At 64.8% G+C, this 16437-nt stretch carries 16 protein-coding genes; 7 read left to right on the top strand and 9 right to left on the bottom strand.

Annotation, left to right across the window (positions count from 1 at the left end):
• Positions 1–15: 15 nt before the first annotated feature.
• Both rsmD and XH96_RS06140 read right to left on the bottom strand, forming a co-directional pair.
• Positions 16–570, bottom strand: a complete 555-nt coding sequence (gene rsmD / locus XH96_RS06145) for a 16S rRNA (guanine(966)-N(2))-methyltransferase RsmD (RefSeq protein WP_194391490.1) — start codon at positions 568–570, stop codon at positions 16–18.
• 139 nt (positions 571–709) lie between these two features.
• On the bottom strand, positions 710–2797 hold the full coding sequence (locus XH96_RS06140; protein WP_194391489.1) for a pseudouridine synthase: 2088 nt from the start codon (positions 2795–2797) through the stop codon (positions 710–712).
• Positions 2798–2919: 122 nt separating this feature from the next.
• Between XH96_RS06140 and XH96_RS06135 the strand changes: the two genes are divergently transcribed.
• Positions 2920–3378: a nucleoside deaminase gene (locus XH96_RS06135; RefSeq protein WP_131869425.1), complete on the top strand. Its 459-nt coding sequence runs from the start codon at positions 2920–2922 to the stop codon at positions 3376–3378.
• Here the strand turns inward: XH96_RS06135 and XH96_RS06130 are convergent.
• Together XH96_RS06130 and purD are read right to left on the bottom strand one after the other, a co-directional pair.
• Entirely contained in the window at positions 3375–4280 is a 906-nt protein-coding gene (locus XH96_RS06130; protein WP_194391488.1) for an alpha/beta fold hydrolase, read from the bottom strand. The genes XH96_RS06135 and XH96_RS06130 overlap by 4 nt on opposite strands.
• A gap of 207 nt (positions 4281–4487) precedes the next feature.
• Positions 4488–5771 (bottom strand): phosphoribosylamine--glycine ligase, encoded by a 1284-nt coding sequence (gene purD / locus XH96_RS06125; protein ID WP_194391487.1) that lies wholly within the window; start codon positions 5769–5771, stop codon positions 4488–4490.
• Positions 5772–6175: 404 nt separating this feature from the next.
• Here purD and XH96_RS06120 point away from each other — a divergent pair, with 404 nt between their 5' ends.
• From XH96_RS06120 to XH96_RS06110, 3 genes are all read left to right on the top strand, one after another.
• Complete coding sequence (locus XH96_RS06120; RefSeq protein ID WP_194391486.1) at positions 6176–6610, top strand: hypothetical protein; 435 nt, start codon at positions 6176–6178, stop codon at positions 6608–6610.
• Complete coding sequence (locus XH96_RS06115) at positions 6607–6885, top strand: hypothetical protein (RefSeq protein WP_194391485.1); 279 nt, start codon at positions 6607–6609, stop codon at positions 6883–6885. Before XH96_RS06120 ends, XH96_RS06115 begins: the two co-directional genes overlap by 4 nt.
• Before the next feature lie 207 nt (positions 6886–7092).
• On the top strand, positions 7093–7860 hold the full coding sequence (locus XH96_RS06110; RefSeq protein WP_194391484.1) for an IclR family transcriptional regulator: 768 nt from the start codon (positions 7093–7095) through the stop codon (positions 7858–7860).
• A gap of 312 nt (positions 7861–8172) precedes the next feature.
• On the opposite strand, the gene XH96_RS06105 is transcribed toward XH96_RS06110, so the two are convergent.
• Positions 8173–8985: a nickel-binding protein gene (locus XH96_RS06105; RefSeq protein ID WP_194391483.1), complete on the bottom strand. Its 813-nt coding sequence runs from the start codon at positions 8983–8985 to the stop codon at positions 8173–8175.
• A 191-nt stretch (positions 8986–9176) separates the two neighbouring features.
• Here XH96_RS06105 and XH96_RS06100 point away from each other — a divergent pair, with 191 nt between their 5' ends.
• Complete coding sequence (locus tag XH96_RS06100) at positions 9177–9722, top strand: AAA family ATPase (RefSeq protein WP_194391482.1); 546 nt, start codon at positions 9177–9179, stop codon at positions 9720–9722.
• 71 nt (positions 9723–9793) lie between these two features.
• Here XH96_RS06100 and XH96_RS06095 read toward each other — a convergent pair whose 3' ends face one another.
• On the bottom strand, positions 9794–10519 hold the full coding sequence (locus XH96_RS06095) for a TetR/AcrR family transcriptional regulator (protein WP_194391481.1): 726 nt from the start codon (positions 10517–10519) through the stop codon (positions 9794–9796).
• A 29-nt stretch (positions 10520–10548) separates the two neighbouring features.
• Here XH96_RS06095 and XH96_RS06090 point away from each other — a divergent pair, with 29 nt between their 5' ends.
• On the top strand, positions 10549–11613 hold the full coding sequence (locus tag XH96_RS06090) for an NAD-dependent epimerase/dehydratase family protein (RefSeq protein WP_194391480.1): 1065 nt from the start codon (positions 10549–10551) through the stop codon (positions 11611–11613).
• 17 nt (positions 11614–11630) lie between these two features.
• Here the strand turns inward: XH96_RS06090 and XH96_RS06085 are convergent, their stop codons facing one another.
• From XH96_RS06085 to XH96_RS06075, 3 genes are all read right to left on the bottom strand, one after another.
• Positions 11631–12389: an SDR family NAD(P)-dependent oxidoreductase gene (locus XH96_RS06085; RefSeq protein WP_194391479.1), complete on the bottom strand. Its 759-nt coding sequence runs from the start codon at positions 12387–12389 to the stop codon at positions 11631–11633.
• Positions 12386–13561: an ABC transporter substrate-binding protein gene (locus XH96_RS06080; RefSeq protein WP_194394052.1), complete on the bottom strand. Its 1176-nt coding sequence runs from the start codon at positions 13559–13561 to the stop codon at positions 12386–12388. Before XH96_RS06080 ends, XH96_RS06085 begins: the two co-directional genes overlap by 4 nt.
• A gap of 149 nt (positions 13562–13710) precedes the next feature.
• Positions 13711–14511, bottom strand: coding sequence for an acetoacetate decarboxylase family protein (locus tag XH96_RS06075; protein WP_210337860.1), 801 nt, complete (start codon positions 14509–14511; stop codon positions 13711–13713).
• Between the two features lie 176 nt (positions 14512–14687).
• Between XH96_RS06075 and xseA the strand changes: the two genes are divergently transcribed.
• Positions 14688–16310, top strand: a complete 1623-nt coding sequence (gene xseA / locus XH96_RS06070) for an exodeoxyribonuclease VII large subunit (RefSeq protein ID WP_194391478.1) — start codon at positions 14688–14690, stop codon at positions 16308–16310.
• Positions 16311–16437 lie beyond the last annotated feature (127 nt).

Below are 16437 nucleotides of genomic sequence, written 5' to 3'. Positions count from 1 at the left end.
CCCTACGCAGTGACGCTACGGCTTCCTCAAAAACACGAACTCCGTGTCGTCATACGCGCGCCGCTCCAATTCCTCAAACCCCTCGGGCGTGACGAACTGCGCGGCCTTCGCTTCCTCCACCACCAGCAGCGCGCCCGGCGTCAGCCAGCCGCCGTCGCGCAGGCTCGCGAGCGCCTTCTCCGCAAATCCCTTGCCATAGGGCGGATCGAGGAACACCAGCGAGAACGGTTCGACGGGATGCGCAGGGCCGAGATCGGTGGCATCACGGCGATAGACCTTGGTGACGCCGCCGAGGCCGAGCGCCTCGACATTGCTACGGAGCAGCGCACGCGCCTCGGCACCGTTGTCGACGAACAGCGTGAACTTCGCCCCGCGTGACGCGGCTTCGATACCGAGCGCGCCGGTGCCGGCGAAGAGATCGAGCACGCGCGCGTCCTGGATTGGATCCTCGTAGGCGTGCACGAGGATGTTGAACACGGACTCGCGCAACCGATCCGCCGTGGGGCGGATGTCGCGCGAGGACGGTGAGGCCAGATTGCGCCCCTTCAACCTGCCACCGACGACGCGCATCACACCGCTCCGTCATGCCCGGGCTTGTCCCGGGCATCCACGTTCTTCAGCTGTAGGCGCAAGCAAGACGTGGATGGCCGGGTCAAGCCCGGCCATGACAACCAGTTACGCGGTGCCAGGCTCGCTCCACCCATTGGACCTACTCGCCGTCCCGCGGCGTCAGGTCGCGCTTGCCGTGATAACCGCGCTTGGGACGGCGTGGCGGGCCGTAGCCGCTCGCGTCCATCTCGTTGCGCTCCCGCGCCTCCTCGCTGCCGGTGCGCTGCACCAGCACGCGGCGGCCCTTGCGGTCGTTGATCACGGCGCGCTTGCTGGCGGGCTTGCTTTCGCGGGGCGCATCGTCATCGGCTGCAGCCGATTTCTGCGGTACGTCGAACTGCGCGCCCGACTTCTCGATCACCTTGTCGCCGAGCTGCTCGCGCAGCACGCGCGAGCGGACCTCCTCGACCTGGCCCTCGGGGATCTCGCCGAGCTGGAACGGGCCATAGGAGACCCGGATCAGCCGGTTCACCTCGAGCCCGAGATGGGCGCAGACATTGCGCACCTCGCGGTTCTTGCCTTCGCGGATCGCGAACACCAGCCAGACATTGGCGCCCTGGTCGCGCTCGAGCGTCGCCTCGATCGGACCATACTTGACGCCCTCGATCTCGATGCCGTTCTTGAGCTCGTCGAGTTGCGCCTGCGTGACGTCGCCATGGGCGCGGACGCGATAGCGGCGCAGCCAGCCGGTGTCGGGCAGCTCGAGCGTGCGCGCGAGCCCGCCGTCATTGGTGAGCAGCAACAGGCCCTCGGTGTTGAAGTCGAGCCGGCCGACGCTGATCAGGCGCGGCAACCCTTCCGGCAGGTTGTCGAACACCGTCGGACGTCCCTCGGGGTCGTCATGCGTCGTCATCAGCCCGCGCGGCTTGTGATAGAGGAACAGCCGCGTGCGCTCGCGCGGCGGCAACGGCTTGCCATCGACGGCGACGGCGTCGTTCTGCGTCACGTCCAGCGCCGGCGAGTTGATCACGCGGCCGTTGACCGTGACGCGGCCCTGCGTGACCATCTCCTCGGCGTCGCGGCGCGAGGCAAGACCCGCGCGCGCCAGCACCTTTGCGATGCGCTCGCCGGCCTTCTTCGGCTTCGGCGCGTCTTCGCGACGCGGCCGTCCCTCGAAATCGCGATCGCGCTGGCGATAGGCGCCGCGGCCGCCGAAGGCGGGGCGCTTCTCGAAAATCCTGCTCTCATCCTCGTTTTGGCGGCGCGGACGATCGCCGAAACGGCCTTCGCTGCGCGGATGCTCGTGCCAGTCGGCACGGCCCTCGGATCGCTCACGAGGACGGTTGAATTTCGGACGGTCGCCGCCACGCTCGCCATCGCCGTCGCGACGGGGCCGATCGAATTTCGGACGATCATCGCGCGGGCGATCGAATTTGGGCCGTTCGCGGAACGGACGTTCGCCCGACGGACGATCGTCGCGCGAACGCGAGAACCGGGGACGGTCCTCGCCGCCTTCGCGCTTCTGCCAGGGCTTGTCCCCGCTGCGGTCACGGTCGCCAAAATCCTTGCGCGGGCCCTTGCTGAAGTCCTTGCGCGGCGGCCGGTCGCCGCGCGGTGCTGCATCGCGCTTCTGCCAGGGTTTGGACCCGCTACGTTCGCCACCGCGCGGGCGGTCGCCAAAATCACGCGGACGATCGCTGCGATCGGGCGCGCCCCGCGAAAACTTCCGCTCGCCGTCGAACTTGCGGTCCGGACGGTCGCCGCGCGGCGTATAGGGCCGCTTGTCGCCGAACTTCTTGTCGCCGAACCGGCCGGCCGGACGGGAATCGTCGCGATCCCGGCTGCGCGGCGGACGGTCGCCGCCATAGGACGGACGATCACCGCGCGGCTTGAACGGCCGCTTCTCGCCATCGCGCGAGGTGCGGTCGGAGAACGGACGGTCGCCGCGCGGCTTGAAGCTGCGCTCGCCGCGCCCCTCGCCACCACGGTCGTCACGCTTGAATTTCGGACGGTCGCTGAAATCGCGGCGCGGGGCATCGCCCTCCTCGCGGCGGCGGAACGGACGATCCCCGCGGTCGGCGCGAGGCGGACGGCTGTCGCGGTCGCCACGGGCCGGGCGGGCATCGCCCCTGCCCTCAGGGCCGCGCTTGGCGAACTTCTTCTCGGGGCCACGCGGCTTGCCGGACCGGCCCTTCGGCGGGCCTCGCCGGCCGCGGGAATCGTTGTCTTTGTCGCTGTCGCGAGGCATGAATAATCTCACCTAAGGGGGGTAGCGCGATGAGCATTGCGCGCGCTCGCTGCGAGCCGCATGCTCAGGCAGATCCGGTATTCACTCTTGCTGAAGGCGGAGCTAGTAGCAGGTTTCTGGCGATGATACGAGGCTTGAAAGCCCCTTCTTTCATGGATTTGGCGCTTCTGACGGCCGAAAACGCCGGAAAATCGGGCGAAGTTCCGATCGGATGCGTGGTGGTCCGCGATTACGAGGTCATCGCCACCGCCGCCAACCGGACGCTGACCGACCATGATCCGACCGCCCATGCCGAGATCATCGCGCTGCGCGAGGCCGCCGCGAAGATCGGCAGCGAGCGCCTGGTCGACTGCGACCTCTACGTGACGCTGGAGCCCTGCACCATGTGTGCGGGCGCGATCTCGTTTGCAAGGATCCGGCGGCTCTATTACGGCGCCGCCGATCCCAAGGGCGGCGCGGTGGAATCCGGCGTGCGCTTCTTTGCCTCGCCGACCTGCCACCACGCACCGGACGTGTACTCCGGCGTCGGCGAGAGCGAGGCGGCGCGGCTGCTCAAGGAGTTCTTTCGCGAGCGGCGTTAACCCGCGGAGAAGAACTCCCGCAGCGCCTTCGCGGTCACCTCCGGATTCTCCTCGGTCAGGAAGTGCCCGGAATCGACCGGCATGCCGTCCAGATTGGTCGCCCATTGCTTCCACGTGTCCAGCGGCGTCGCGGCGGCCTGGGCGATGCCGGCATTGCCCCACAGCGCCAGCATCGGGATCGTGATCTTCTTGCCGGCCTCGAAATCCGCCTTGTCGAGGTCGTAGTCGAAATAGGCGCCGGCGCGGTAGTCCTCGCACATCGCGTGCACCCGGGCGGGATCGCGGAACGGGGCGAGGTAGTGTTCGAGCGCGCGCGGGTCGATGGCATCGAGCGTCTTCGACTTGGTCTGGCTCGCCATCTTGAAGCGCAGGAAGAACTCGCCATTGCTCGAGATCAGCGTCTCCGGCAGCGGATAGGGCTGCGCCAGGAAGGTCCAGTGATAGATCTTCAGGGCATAGGCGCGGTTGATCCGTTCCCAGTAATTATAGGTCGGCAGGATATCGAGCACGGCCAGGCGCGACAGCCGGCCGGGATGGTCGAGCGCGAGGCGGTAGGAGACGCGGCCGCCGCGGTCGTGGCCGGCGAGCGCGAAGTGCACATGGCCGAGACGCTCCATCGCCTCGACCATGGCCTTCGCCATCGCGCGCTTGCTGTAGGGCATGTGCAGCGCATCGCTCGCGGGCATGTCCGACCAGCCGTAGCCCGGCAGGTCGGCGATGATCAGCGTGAAGTGCTCGGCAAGCTCGGGCGCCACCTGGTGCCACATCACATGCGTCTCGGAGAAGCCGTGCAGGAGCAGCAGCGGCGGGCCCTTGCCGCCGACGCGGGCGAAGATGCGGCCGAAGGAGGTATCGATCCATTCGGCGGCAAAGCCCGGATAGAGGTCGGCGAGGTCGGACATCTTTCTGCATCCTTGTCTGGTCAGTCCCGGAGCCGCCCCGACACACCAAATGTCGAAAACAACCCCATGCACAGTAGCGGTATTATCGGCGGGGCCGCTAACCCCAACAGCTGATTGCACATTCTGGAACATCGATGTGGCGGCGCGGTGACACCACAGCCTCGAGATTCCGGATCGGCGCGTTTGCGCGCCGTCCGGAATGACAAGCTAAGTCTTGCCCTTCTCCGCTTCCACCGCCTGCCAGCCGATGTCGCGGCGGCAGAAGCCTTCGGGCCAGTCGATGCGGTCGACGGCCTGATAGGCGCGCTTCTGCGCCTCGGTCACGGTCGCCCCCAGCGCGCAGACATTGAGCACGCGGCCGCCATTGGCGAGGATCGCGCCGTCCTTGGCCACCGTGCCGGCGTGGAAGATCTCGACGGTCTCGACCTTGGCGGCCTCCTCCAGCCCCTGGATGCGCGTGCCCTTCTGGTAGTCGCCGGGATAGCCCTTCGCCGCCATCACCACGGTGAGCGCGGACTCCGGATGCCAGCGCAGGTCGAAATTCTTCAGCTGCCCATCGCAGGCCGCAAGGAAGGCCGGCACGATGTCGCTCATCATGCGCAGCATCAGCACCTGGCACTCGGGATCGCCGAAGCGGACGTTGAACTCGAACAGTTTTGGCCCCTGCGTCGTCAGCATGATTCCGGCATAGAGCACGCCGCGGAACGGCGTGCCGCGCTGCTTCATCCCGGCCACCGTCGGCAGGATGATCTTCGCCATGATCGCGTCGTGGATGGCGGGCGTGACCAGCGGCGTCGGCGAATAGGCGCCCATGCCGCCGGTGTTCGGGCCGACATCGTGGTCGAACACGCGCTTGTGGTCCTGGGCGGAGGCCAGCGGGATCGCCGTCTCGCCGTCGCACAGCGCAAAGAAGCTGATCTCGCGGCCGGGCAGAAACTCCTCGATCACGACCTCCGCGCCGGCCTCGCCGAAGGCGCCCTCGAACATCATGGCGATGGCGTCCTCGGCCTCGCGGACGGTCTTGGCGACGACGACGCCCTTGCCGGCGGCAAGCCCATCGGCCTTGACCACGATCGGCGCGCCCTGGCTCTGGACATAGGCGCGGGCGTCATCGGCGTTGGTGAATCGCTTGTAGGCGCCGGTCGGAATGCCGAACTCGGTGCACAGCGCCTTGGTGAAGCCCTTGGAGCTTTCGAGCTGGGCCGCGACCTTGCTCGGACCGAACGCCTTGATGCCGCTAGCTGTGAGATCATCGACGATGCCGGCCGCCAGCGGCGTCTCCGGCCCGACCACCACGAGTTCGACCGCGTTCTTTTTGCAGAACTCGATCACCGCGGCATGGTCGGCGACATCGAGCGCCACACATTCCGCCTCCCTGGCGATGCCGGCATTGCCGGGCGCGCACCAGAATTTGGTCACCAGGGGAGAGGCTGCGATCTTCCACGCCAGGGCATGTTCGCGGCCGCCGGAACCGAGCAGGAGAATGTGCATCAGGGGCTCAGGATGAGGGGTTTGGATGGGGGCGGAGGTCGCACGAATCGGGATGGGGCTCAAGGGGGGCTTTCCCCCGAATTTCCCGTCATTCCGAGGGCGAGCTGCTTAGGCGCGAGCCGGGATTCATTGTCCGCTGCTATGTGCCAGTCGGTTGGCGAAGCTCCGGAATTTACCTCGGCTTTCGGCGGTATAACGAATGTTGCCGATGCTGACTGCAGCAACGAACGTTAGATCAATGTCTAACAGCTGCCTTTGAGCTGCCTCTACGCACATTTTTGGAATCCTTGGGATTCTATTTTGCATGACTTGCGCGGCGTAGGACAGGCACCATGCTCGCTTTGGTTGTTCGTATCGTGAACCTATGCAAGATGGGGCGACAGTTCAGATAAGGAGGATCAAACGTGTCCGGGTTCGAAGCAGCTTTGATGGCGGACGGCCCCGAGAAGCAACAGAAGCTAGAGGAGGCTGCCGACGCCTTACGCGGCGAACTAGAACAGTTGGGGGCAAAGGTAGCAGAGCTGACCTTGGTCCAGCCGCCTATCACCCTTCTTGGCTTCGTATGGGGACAGGTCTTTATCGGCCGCATCCGAAATCAAGCGGACGACGACAAGGAGCCGCCAACAAAGGGCTTCGAGTTATACCAACTCGTGCTTGAGTATCTTCATGCGATTTGGAGCGGTAAGGAAGGCCCATTTCCGGACGGGCCATTAGACGAAGCTAAGGCGAAGGAGCTGCTATCGCTATTCGATGAGTTCCGAACAACCCTGGTCGAGCGTAGGGTTAGGGTCTCGTCGTTACTCATTGTCGCGCATATTCATCGGAGCACAGTGGAATGAACATCAAGAAGGACGGCAAAGGTCAGCCCTATATCGAATGGGAAATCGGTCCGGGCGGCTTTAAAAGAGCGTGGATTCAGCACCGTGAAGCAGACAAAGATTGGGCCAGCACAGGCCGTTACCTCAATGTTGTCCGGGTCGACGAATACGACAAGGGACCTTCCGGCAATGCGACCGACTTTCCGATCTTCTCACAATTATCAGACGAACAAATTCTCATCGCATTCGTGTCGTCGGTTTGTGCGATCACCGGTTGCGTTCTGACGAACCGGTAATATGCGTCCGACATCGCATCGCCCGAAGATTCCCACCTGTCACACTGTTATTCACAAGGAACTCCAACAAGATCACGCTAGCGATTGCTACCGAAACTGCGGCGAGAACATTCGCTTTCAGAGTTCCCAGAAGGGCTCGGGTGATCGGGTACACGAAAGCGCACTGCCAACATGTGCTCCCGGCAGTGGACCCAACAGGCCTGATGAATGAACCCTGAAAAGCCGCAGCCGGGCGCGCCCGCCCTGGAAAAAGGGCTGGACCTTCTGGAGGCGCTGGCGGGCGCTGCACGCGGGATGAGCCAGAAGCAGCTTGCCGAACGCGTCGGGCGCTCCGTCAGCGAGATCTTCCGGATGCTGGTGGCGCTGGAGCGGCGCGGCTATGTCGCGCGCGACCCCGCCACCGGCGAATACACGTTGACGCTGAAGCTGTTCCGGATCGCCTCGCAATTCCCGCCGACCGAGCGGCTGCTGAAGGCGGCGCTGCCGGTGATGGAGCAGCTGGCCTCGCGCGTGCAATTGTCCTGTCATCTCACGGTGCTGCACGGCGAGCAGTTCATGGTGATTGCCCGGATCGAGCCGGAATGGCTGATGGGCTGGTCGGTCAAGGTCGGCGCGGTGTTTCCGCTCACCCAGCAATATGCTTCGGCGAAGGTGCTGGCGGCCTTCCAGCTCGAGGGCCGGCGCGAGGAGCTTGCGCAGGTCATCGCGACCAATGACCGGATCAGCACCAGGAAGGCGCTCGCGGCGCTCGACCGCATTTCGGCGGAGGGGGGAAACTTCTCCAACGACGACGGCTATACGCGCATCCTTGCCTATAGCTGCCCGATCATCGAAGCTTCCGGCCGCGCGGTGGCCGCGATGACCGTCCCGCTGGTGAAGCAGGAGCAAATCCCAGCCGCGGAAGCCAGCACCATCGCCGCCGAGCTGCGCAGCGCGGCCAAGATCGTCTCCGAGAAGATCGGCGGCGTTTCCTGACGCATGGTGGGATGAGGCTCCATTGCTGCAACGACGGAGGTGCACGCCCTCTCCCGCTTGCGGACAAGGGCTCGAGAGAGGGTGGATCCTCAAAGAAACAATATTCAATAGGCCAAGTCCCCTTGCCCCCGCCGCAAGCGGGAGAGGTGAACGATCCGCAGCAATCCCTTCCAGCCGAAGCCAACCCGCTGGGACGTGTGCTCACAAGCGGCTCGTCGCGTGAGGTCCACTCAGACCCGACAGCGGCGGAGAAGCAGCAATCTTCCAGGGTCGCACAAGGGCCAAACGCAACGTCGCCAGCAGTCGCGACAGCTAACGCCATTCGATTCCGTATGCATCAATGGGCTGCTGAAAGCCTTTGAGATGGTAGGCACCCAAGCTTGAAACTTGCACGCGATCCCGGATGCAATCCTGTACAGCCTTCGATACGAGAATAGCATCCGGTTCGGCCAACTGACACAAACGTGCGGCCAGTTGAACGGTCGCACCGAAAAGGTCGTTGCTGTCAGCGATCGGCTCGCCGACATCGATGCCAATTCGCACCTGAAGCTTCTCCGTGCTTGCCAGATTGAAGGCTTCAAATGCACGCTGGATGGCGCGGGCGCATTGCACGGAGGCAGAGGCGTCGGCAAAGGATGCCATGATACCATCGCCGGTGTGCTTCACCACATGCCCGCCCTCGTCCTTCAAGGCCCGGCGCACCAGCGCGTCATGAGCCCGAACCATCTCCACTGAACGGGCATCGCCAAGACGCTCCGTCATGCTGGTGGAGCCAACGATGTCGGTGAACATGATAGCTCGCAGCGCTGAATCGAATTTGACATCGTCTGCCCCGCCGCCAGGGACCGGGTCGGACACCCTCCCCAGAAACGCCTGGACCGCCGAGAGGTCCACTTCGATGACATCTTTCGCTACGTCGCCGTGAGCTTCGTCATGAACCCTCATCGCCGTTCGGATATCCGGTGCGTCAATGAGACAGAAGCCCGTACCGCGCGATTCATCAAACCAGTACGTTAGAAAACGAACGCCGTATCGATCTTGCACTTCCAGATCTTTGCGATGCGCCTCGGCGATATCGGCGGCGGTCAGCCCCGAGAGATCGTGTCGATCGAGGAAAATTGGCATCGGCAGCACCCTATCCAATTCTTCGAAATATGGCCTGAAGTCTGCACCAAGCCTGAAGTTCCCGAAAGGGCCAATCCCTGCGTCCTGATGTCAGCTCCGGGGCCAACAGGCGACATTGGAGCGGCCGCAATGCCTGGACGTGGCGACTCCGGGAGAAGCCTTCGAGGGAGTCCCTGTGATATTACGATCCGATGCAGCTTATTTTCATCTATGGGCAAGTCGCCTCGGGAAAACTGACTATCGCGCGCCATCTTGCCTCCCGGACAGGGATTGCGCTGTTTCACAATCACCTCGTCGTCGACGCAGTTGGCGCGGTATTTCCGTTTGGCACGGAGGCATTCTCGCGTTTACGTGAACAGTTCTGGATGGCCGTGTTCGAGGAAGCTGCCAAGCAGAAGCGATCGTTGATATTCACATTCGCCCCCGAGCCGACGGTGGCTGAAGACTTTCCGGTCCGGGTACAAGAACTGGTGGAGCGGAATGGCGGCGAAGTCATCTTCGTAGCACTTCACCTGGAACAGGCCGAGCAAGAGCGACGCCTGGTTGATGAAGATCGTGCCGCCTTCGGCAAGATGCGGGATCTGTCGCTACTGCGCGCACTCCGCTCGCAGTTCGACGCCTGCATGGTATCAATGCCTCACCCCGCACTCACCCTCGATGTAAATAATCTGAAGCCGTCTGAGAGTGCCGAGGCTATCTCACGCCTGATCTCGGCAAAGCCTGAGCGAGAGACCTGAGGCGCGCTGCGAGCGACAGCCCGGCCGGGCGCGACTTCCGCTCCGGGTCGATCAGCGCGCCAACGCCGGGTTCACGTCAGTTTGGCACCCGCTTTGAATCCGGCGCAAATCGTGCGCACAACGTTGCGAGCCATCCTCTCGCTGGGGAGATTGGCCGCAACGGCGGTTGCCACGTGGACGGGATGGACAAACACGGTCACCGCGTCCCGCACGACACCGGCCGCGGCCTCGACATCATCGACCCGGATCTCACCGCGCTTTCTTGCATCAGCCAGGATGCGGCCGACCAGAGACGTCATCGCTTTCGAATACGCCGCGATGATCTCCGGCCGCTCCTCCACGATCCGGCGGTACAGGCCGTAGACCTCTGCGTCGGCAGTAAACCGTTCGCGCTTGCGGGCGTGCAGCGCCATCACCATGCCCTCCAGGCGCTCGGCGAAGGATCCTTTCGCCTCGACGAATTTTTTCGCCATCTCTTCCTCGTCGCGCATCATCTCAACGACGAGGGCGTCGAAGATGTCGGCCTTGGAGCGAAAGTGGCGATAGATCGTGGTGTGCGACGTGCCAAGCGCACGCGCGATGTCGACCACGTTCGTCTTTGCCTCACCATGCCGACGCACCTGGGCTCGAGCGGTTTCGAGAATCTGCTCTCGGAACGAATTGTCGTCGGAAGAGGGACTTGAGGGCATATCGACCTGCGTTTCCTGGCGAAAAAGTACAGCAAAGCCGCCCTGCGTGCAAATCCGAACAAAATATGAATTATGTTCGTTGACTTTTGAACGGACGCGCGACATCATCGGGCTCCATTCAGCCCGAGAGGTTCGCCATGACTGATCCCCTGAAGCCATCCGAACAGGCCCGAATTGCGCTCGTGACCGGCGGCTCCGGCTTTGTCGGCGGCCGCCTGATCTCGCAGCTTCTCGCCCGGGGCTGGCAGGTGCGGGCGCTGGCCCGAAGCGCTTCGAGCGAGGCGCAAGTCAAGGCGCTCGGAGCGACACCAGTTCGGGGTGCGCTCGACGACGAGCAGGCGCTGCGAACGGCGATGCAAGGCTGCGAGATCGTGTTTCACGCCGCTGCGCACTTCAAGCTTTGGGGCAAGCAAGAGCTTTTCGATCGAACCAACGTCGAGGGCACGCGCGTTGTCGTGAACGCGGCAGCATCGTCGGCCAGCGTGCGCCGCGTGGTCGCGGTCAGCGCAGCGGCGGTGGTCATGGGTGATCCCGAGCCGATGTTGAATGCCGACGAGAGCCTTCCGTTACAAGTCCGCGCCTTCTCGCCCTACGCCTCATCGAAAGCTGAAGGCGAACGCGCCTTGCTGGCCGCGAGCGGCGTCCGCCCGGGCCTGGAGACGATCGCGCTGCGGCCGCCCTTTATCTGGGGAGGCAACATGCCGACTCTCGATCACATGGTGGAGACTGTGAAGGCTGACCGGTGGCAATGGGTCGCTGGAGGCACGCAGGCCATGTCGAGCTGTCACGTCGACAATTTATGCACCGCGCTGATACTCGCCGCAGATCGGGGGCGCGGCGGCGAGGCGTATTTCGTCGCAGATGCGGAGCAGAGCACCCTCAGGAGCTTCATCTCGTCGCTGCTCGCCACCCGCGGGGTCAGCCCGCCAGACAAGTCCGTCCCGTTCGCAATGGCCTGGACCATGGCCGGCCTGATGGGAGCAGCGTGGCGCATCCTGCGCCTCAGCGGCGAGCCGCCAATCACGCGCCAGATGCTGCGCCTTATCGGCAAGCCGTTCACGATCAGCACAGCCAAGGCGCAGGCCGAGCTGGGCTACGCGCCGCAAATCACGATGAAGCAGGGACTTGCCGCGATGCGGCAGCCCGAAGCCAACCTCGCCAGCCTGTCTGGCCATCGGGGGCACGCAGTCGCTGTCTCCTGACGGCGAAGCGTCAGGCGCTAGGCCAGCGTCATCCCGCCGTCGACGACCCAGGCGGCACCATTCACATGCGCAGCCTCGTCGGAGGCGAGAAACGCAACGACGTTCGCGACGTCCTGCGGCCGCCCATGCGCGGTCGCAACGTTTCGGCGCAACGCGATGGCGCTGTCACGCGCCTGGCCTTCCAGTTCCCGGATCATGCGCGACTCGACCGGTCCGGGCAGAACGGCGTTGACCCTGATCCTGGTCCCGGCGACATCGAGCGCCGCCGTGCGTGTCAGCCCGAGCACGGCGTGCTTGGAGGCGACATAGCCGGCGAGCCCTGCGCGCCCCCGGATCGCAGAGGTCGATGCGGTGTTGATGATTGCGCCCGTCCCGCGCTGCATCATCCTTGCGATCACGTGCTTGAGGCCGAGGAACACGCCCTTGACGTTCACCTGCAGCAATTGATCGAACGTTTCGTCGGGGTATTCGTGAACAGGAGCGACGACGCCCTCGATGCCGGCGTTGTTGGCGAAGATGCCGATCGGCCCCAGGCGCGTTTCGGTCGCCTCGACGAAGGCGATGGTATCCTGCGCGAGCGAGACATCGGCGCGGATGGCGAGCGCCCTTGCCCCGCCCTGCTCGACCAGTTGCGCGGTGGCGCGTGCGGCCGCCTCGTCGCGGTCGACGATCGCGACCGCAGCGCTCATCCGCGCCAGCCTCAACGCGATGGCGCGCCCGATATCGCCCCCGCCGCCGGTGACCAGCGCGACCGGCGGCCGGTCCGTGCCGCTCACGACTTGGGGAATTCGCAGCCGCCATCCGCCAAGGGCCGCCAGGCCTCGGACGGCGCGATGGTCTTGACCAGCTTGTAATAGTCCCAGGGATATTTGGAATCGCCGGGAGTCTTCACCTCGAACAGATACATGTTGTGCAGCTTGCGACCGTCGGCGCGCACGCTGCCCTTGCCGAACAGGGGATCATCGGTCGGCAGCTTCTTCATCTGCTCAACGACGGCCTTGCCGTCGATGGAGGCGCCGAGCGCATCGACGGCCTTGAGGTAGTGCAGCGTCGTGGCATAGGCGCCCGCATGCAAAGCCGTCGGATAGCGGCCGTTGTTGCGCGGCGCGAAGCGCTTCGTCCAGGCGCGCGTGTCGTCATTCAGATCCCAGTAGAAGGATTCGGTGAACTGCAGGCCTTGCGCGATCTTCAGGCCGAGCGAATGCACGTCGCTGAGATACAGCACCGTCGCGACGACGCGCTGGCCGCCTTGCGGAATGCCGAACTCGACCGCCTGCTTGATGGAGTTGATGGTGTCGCCGCCGGCATTGATCAACGCGATGATCTCCGCCTTCGACGACTGGGCTTGCAACAGGAAGGAGGAGAAGTCCTGCGTGTTGATCGGCGTGCGGACACCGCCGAGAACCTTGCCGCCGGATTTCTGCACGACGGTCTTGATGTCGCCTTCCATGGCATGGCCGAAGGCATAGTCGGCGGTGAGCAGGAACCAGCTCTTGCCCCCGCTCTCGACGACGGCGCGCGCGACACCCGACGACAGCGCGTAGGTGTCGTAGGTCCAGTGCACGAGATTGGGCGAGCAGGACTTTCCGGTCAGGTCCGACGACGAGGCGCCGGAGACCAGCAGGGTCTTGTTGTTCTGCTGCACGATGTTGCGGACCGCGAGCGCGACGGCCGAATTCGGCGCGTCGACGATGACATCGACCCCCTGGCGATCGATCCATTCGCGCGCGATGTTGGCGCCCACATCGGCCTTGTTCATGTGGTCGCCGCTGATGATCTCGATCGGCCGGGTCATCTTCGGACCCGAAGCCTGGAAATCCTCGACCGCCATCTTTGCAGCCAGCAGCGAGCCCGGGCCTGTGACATCGGCATAGAGGCTGGACATGTCCGTCAGCACGCCGATGCGAAGCGGCTTTGCCTCCTGCGCCCGCGCACCGAGTCCCGTCATGCCCAAAGCAAGTCCGCCGGCGCCGGCCAGCAGCCGCCGGCGGCTCACCCGAAATCGTCCTTCCATGTCGAATCCCTCCTTTGCCTCGCGCGTGTTTCTTCCCGGTATTCGCCGCCCGCACGTACATCGCGCGCAGGCTGATCTTGTCGTCAGGGAATGAGCCGCTCGATGAGCCGCCGGTCCTCGACCTCGAATCCGCCGCCATAGACCTCCGACACCATGAAATGCGCGCCGAGGATTTCCGGCTCGAGCTCGGCAATCGGATCGTACTCGCTGGCGTGCAGCGTCATCGCGGCACGGCCCGGCACCGGCTGCGAGTATTTCAACGGGGTGCGGCGGTAAGCGATGTCCGCATAGGCGATGCCGAGGCGCTCAGGATGCGGCAGGCGACGCACATGGATTTCGCCGGCCGGCAGTTCGTCGCCATCGACGATGCGGACGACGGGTGCGGATGCATCCGGCGTGAAGGCGAAATCGGCGAGTGGAATTCCGCGGCGGCGGACCCATCCGGTGATCGAGCCGTCCGGATGCTCGTCGAAGGCGTAGTGGGCGTCCTTCTTGGTGTAGCCGAACACTTCGCGCCCGGCGCAGATCCCCATGGGATCGCTGCAATACATGAAGATATGCGTCTCGGTGAAAAGTCCCTTGTACCGGACAGGCACGGAGATCATCAGGTCGAACATCTCGCCCGTGTGCACGGCCAGGGAGTGGCCGGGCGAACGCATGAAGCGGAAGGCGACGCGATCGCTCGCGATCTCGAACGGCGTGTCGGCGAGCAGGGCCGCGACCTTGCCCGGCGCGACACGCGTCGTGATCTCGACGGTCCGCAAGGTGCAGCCCCACTCGACCGGGTAGGCTGGCGAATAGGGCGGATTGACCCCGCTATTCGGCTTGAGCCGGTACTGCGCAAACATGCGTCGAGCTGGATCGTCGGGATCGGCCACGCTCATCGGGTCCGCTTCCTCCTCTTTATTCATATATGATTTTTAACTTTCATATATGAAATTACACACGAGTCAAGCAGCCTTCCGCGGAAGCGGTTCCGCGCCTCGTCGAATCGATTGGCGCCGCGATGCGAAAATCCCTAACGTCCGGCTCGACCCCAAAATGCCGAATCGTTTGCTAGATGCCGCCTGCGGAACAACTCAACAACGCCTTCGAATTCACCGTCTCCGAGCTCTCGCAGTCCCTGAAGCGGACGGTGGAGGACACCTATGGCCATGTCCGGGTCCGCGGTGAGATCTCAGGGTTCCGCGGCGCCCATTCGTCCGGCCATTGCTATTTCGCGCTCAAGGACGAGAGCGCCAAGATCGAGGCGGTGATCTGGAAGGGCGTGCACGGGCGGATGCGCTTCAAGCCCCAGGAGGGGCTCGAGGTCATCGCCACCGGCAAGCTGACGACCTATCCGGGCTCCTCGAAATACCAGATCGTGATCGAGGCGCTGGAGCCGGCCGGCATCGGCGCGCTGATGGCGCTGATGGAGGAGCGCAAGAAGAAGCTCGCCGCCGAAGGCCTGTTCGACGAGGCGCGCAAGCAGCTGCTGCCGTGGCTGCCGGAGGTGATCGGCGTCGTGACCTCGCCGACCGGCGCCGTCATCCGCGACATCCTGCATCGGCTGGAGGACCGCTTTCCCCGCCGCGTGCTGGTGTGGCCGGTCAAGGTGCAGGGTGACGGCTCGGCCGAACAGGTCGCGGCCGCGATCCGCGGCTTCAACGCGCTGCCCGAGGGCGGCAAGATCCCGCGGCCTGACGTGCTGATCGTCGCGCGCGGCGGCGGCTCGCTGGAGGATCTCTGGTCGTTCAACGAGGAGATCGTGGTCCGCGCGGCCGCCGAGAGCATGATCCCGCTGATCTCGGCGGTGGGCCACGAGACCGACATCACGCTGATCGACTTCGTCGCCGACAAGCGTGCGCCGACGCCGACGGCGGCGGCCGAGATGGCGGTGCCGGTGCGCAGCGAATTGTTCGTCGAGGTCGCCGATCTCGGCCGCCGCACCCGCGCCTATTGGCAGCGCGCCCAGGAGAGCCGCCGCAGCGAGCTGCGCGCCGCCGCGCGTGCACTGCCCGCGGCCGGCGATCTGCTCGCGATCCCGCGGCAGCGGCTGGATTCGGCGGGCGCCTCCCTGCCCCGCTGCCTCAAGGCCAACACGCATGCGCATTTCCGCAGGTTCACCGCCGCAAGCTCGAAGCTGACGCTGCGCGTGCTGCACGGCCAGATCTCGCAGGCCGATCATCGTCTCACGGTTTGCGGCGAGCGGCTCGGCCTGTCCGCGCGCTCGCTGTTGCGACGGCGGCGCGATCGCTTTGCCGGGCTGGAGGTGCGCCTGCGCGCATCGAAGCTTTCGAATGCGCAGGCGCAGCGCAACGCGATTGCCCGCCAGCGCGAGCGCACGCATCGGCTGGCCGAACGGGCGCAACGCGCGCTGGCGACGCTGCTGCACCGGCTCGACACAAGGGTCGAGAACAGCGGCAAGCTGCTTTCCGCGCTGTCCTATCGCAGCGTGCTCGCGCGCGGCTTTGCGCTGGTGCGCGATGAGGCCGGCCATCCCCTGCATGCGGCGGAGTCGATCGGTCCCGGCGCACGTGTCGAGATCGAATTCGCCGATGGCCGCGTCGGCGCGACGGCGGATGCGGATCGCGCGGACCCCGCCGCAACGCGCGCGCCGCCGCAACCCAAGCCGGCCGCGCAGGAGGCAAAGCCGGCACCGAAGCGCGTGGCCAAGAAGGTGGATCAGGGCAGCCTGTTCTGACAAGCGACCAACGAGCGCTCTCTCATCTCGTCATTGCGAGGAGCCCTTGCGACGAAGCAATCCAGAATCCTTCCGCGGAGAGATTCTGGATTGCTTCGCTGCGCTCGCAATGACGGCGTGTGTGGAG

Origin of the sequence: Bradyrhizobium sp. CCBAU 51765 (genome assembly GCF_015291725.1) — a bacterium.
In the GTDB taxonomy this organism is placed as follows: Bacteria; Pseudomonadota; Alphaproteobacteria; order Rhizobiales; family Xanthobacteraceae; genus Bradyrhizobium; species Bradyrhizobium liaoningense.
Note: the sequence above shows the minus strand (reverse complement) of the source record. Positions and strands in the feature narration are given on the sequence as shown.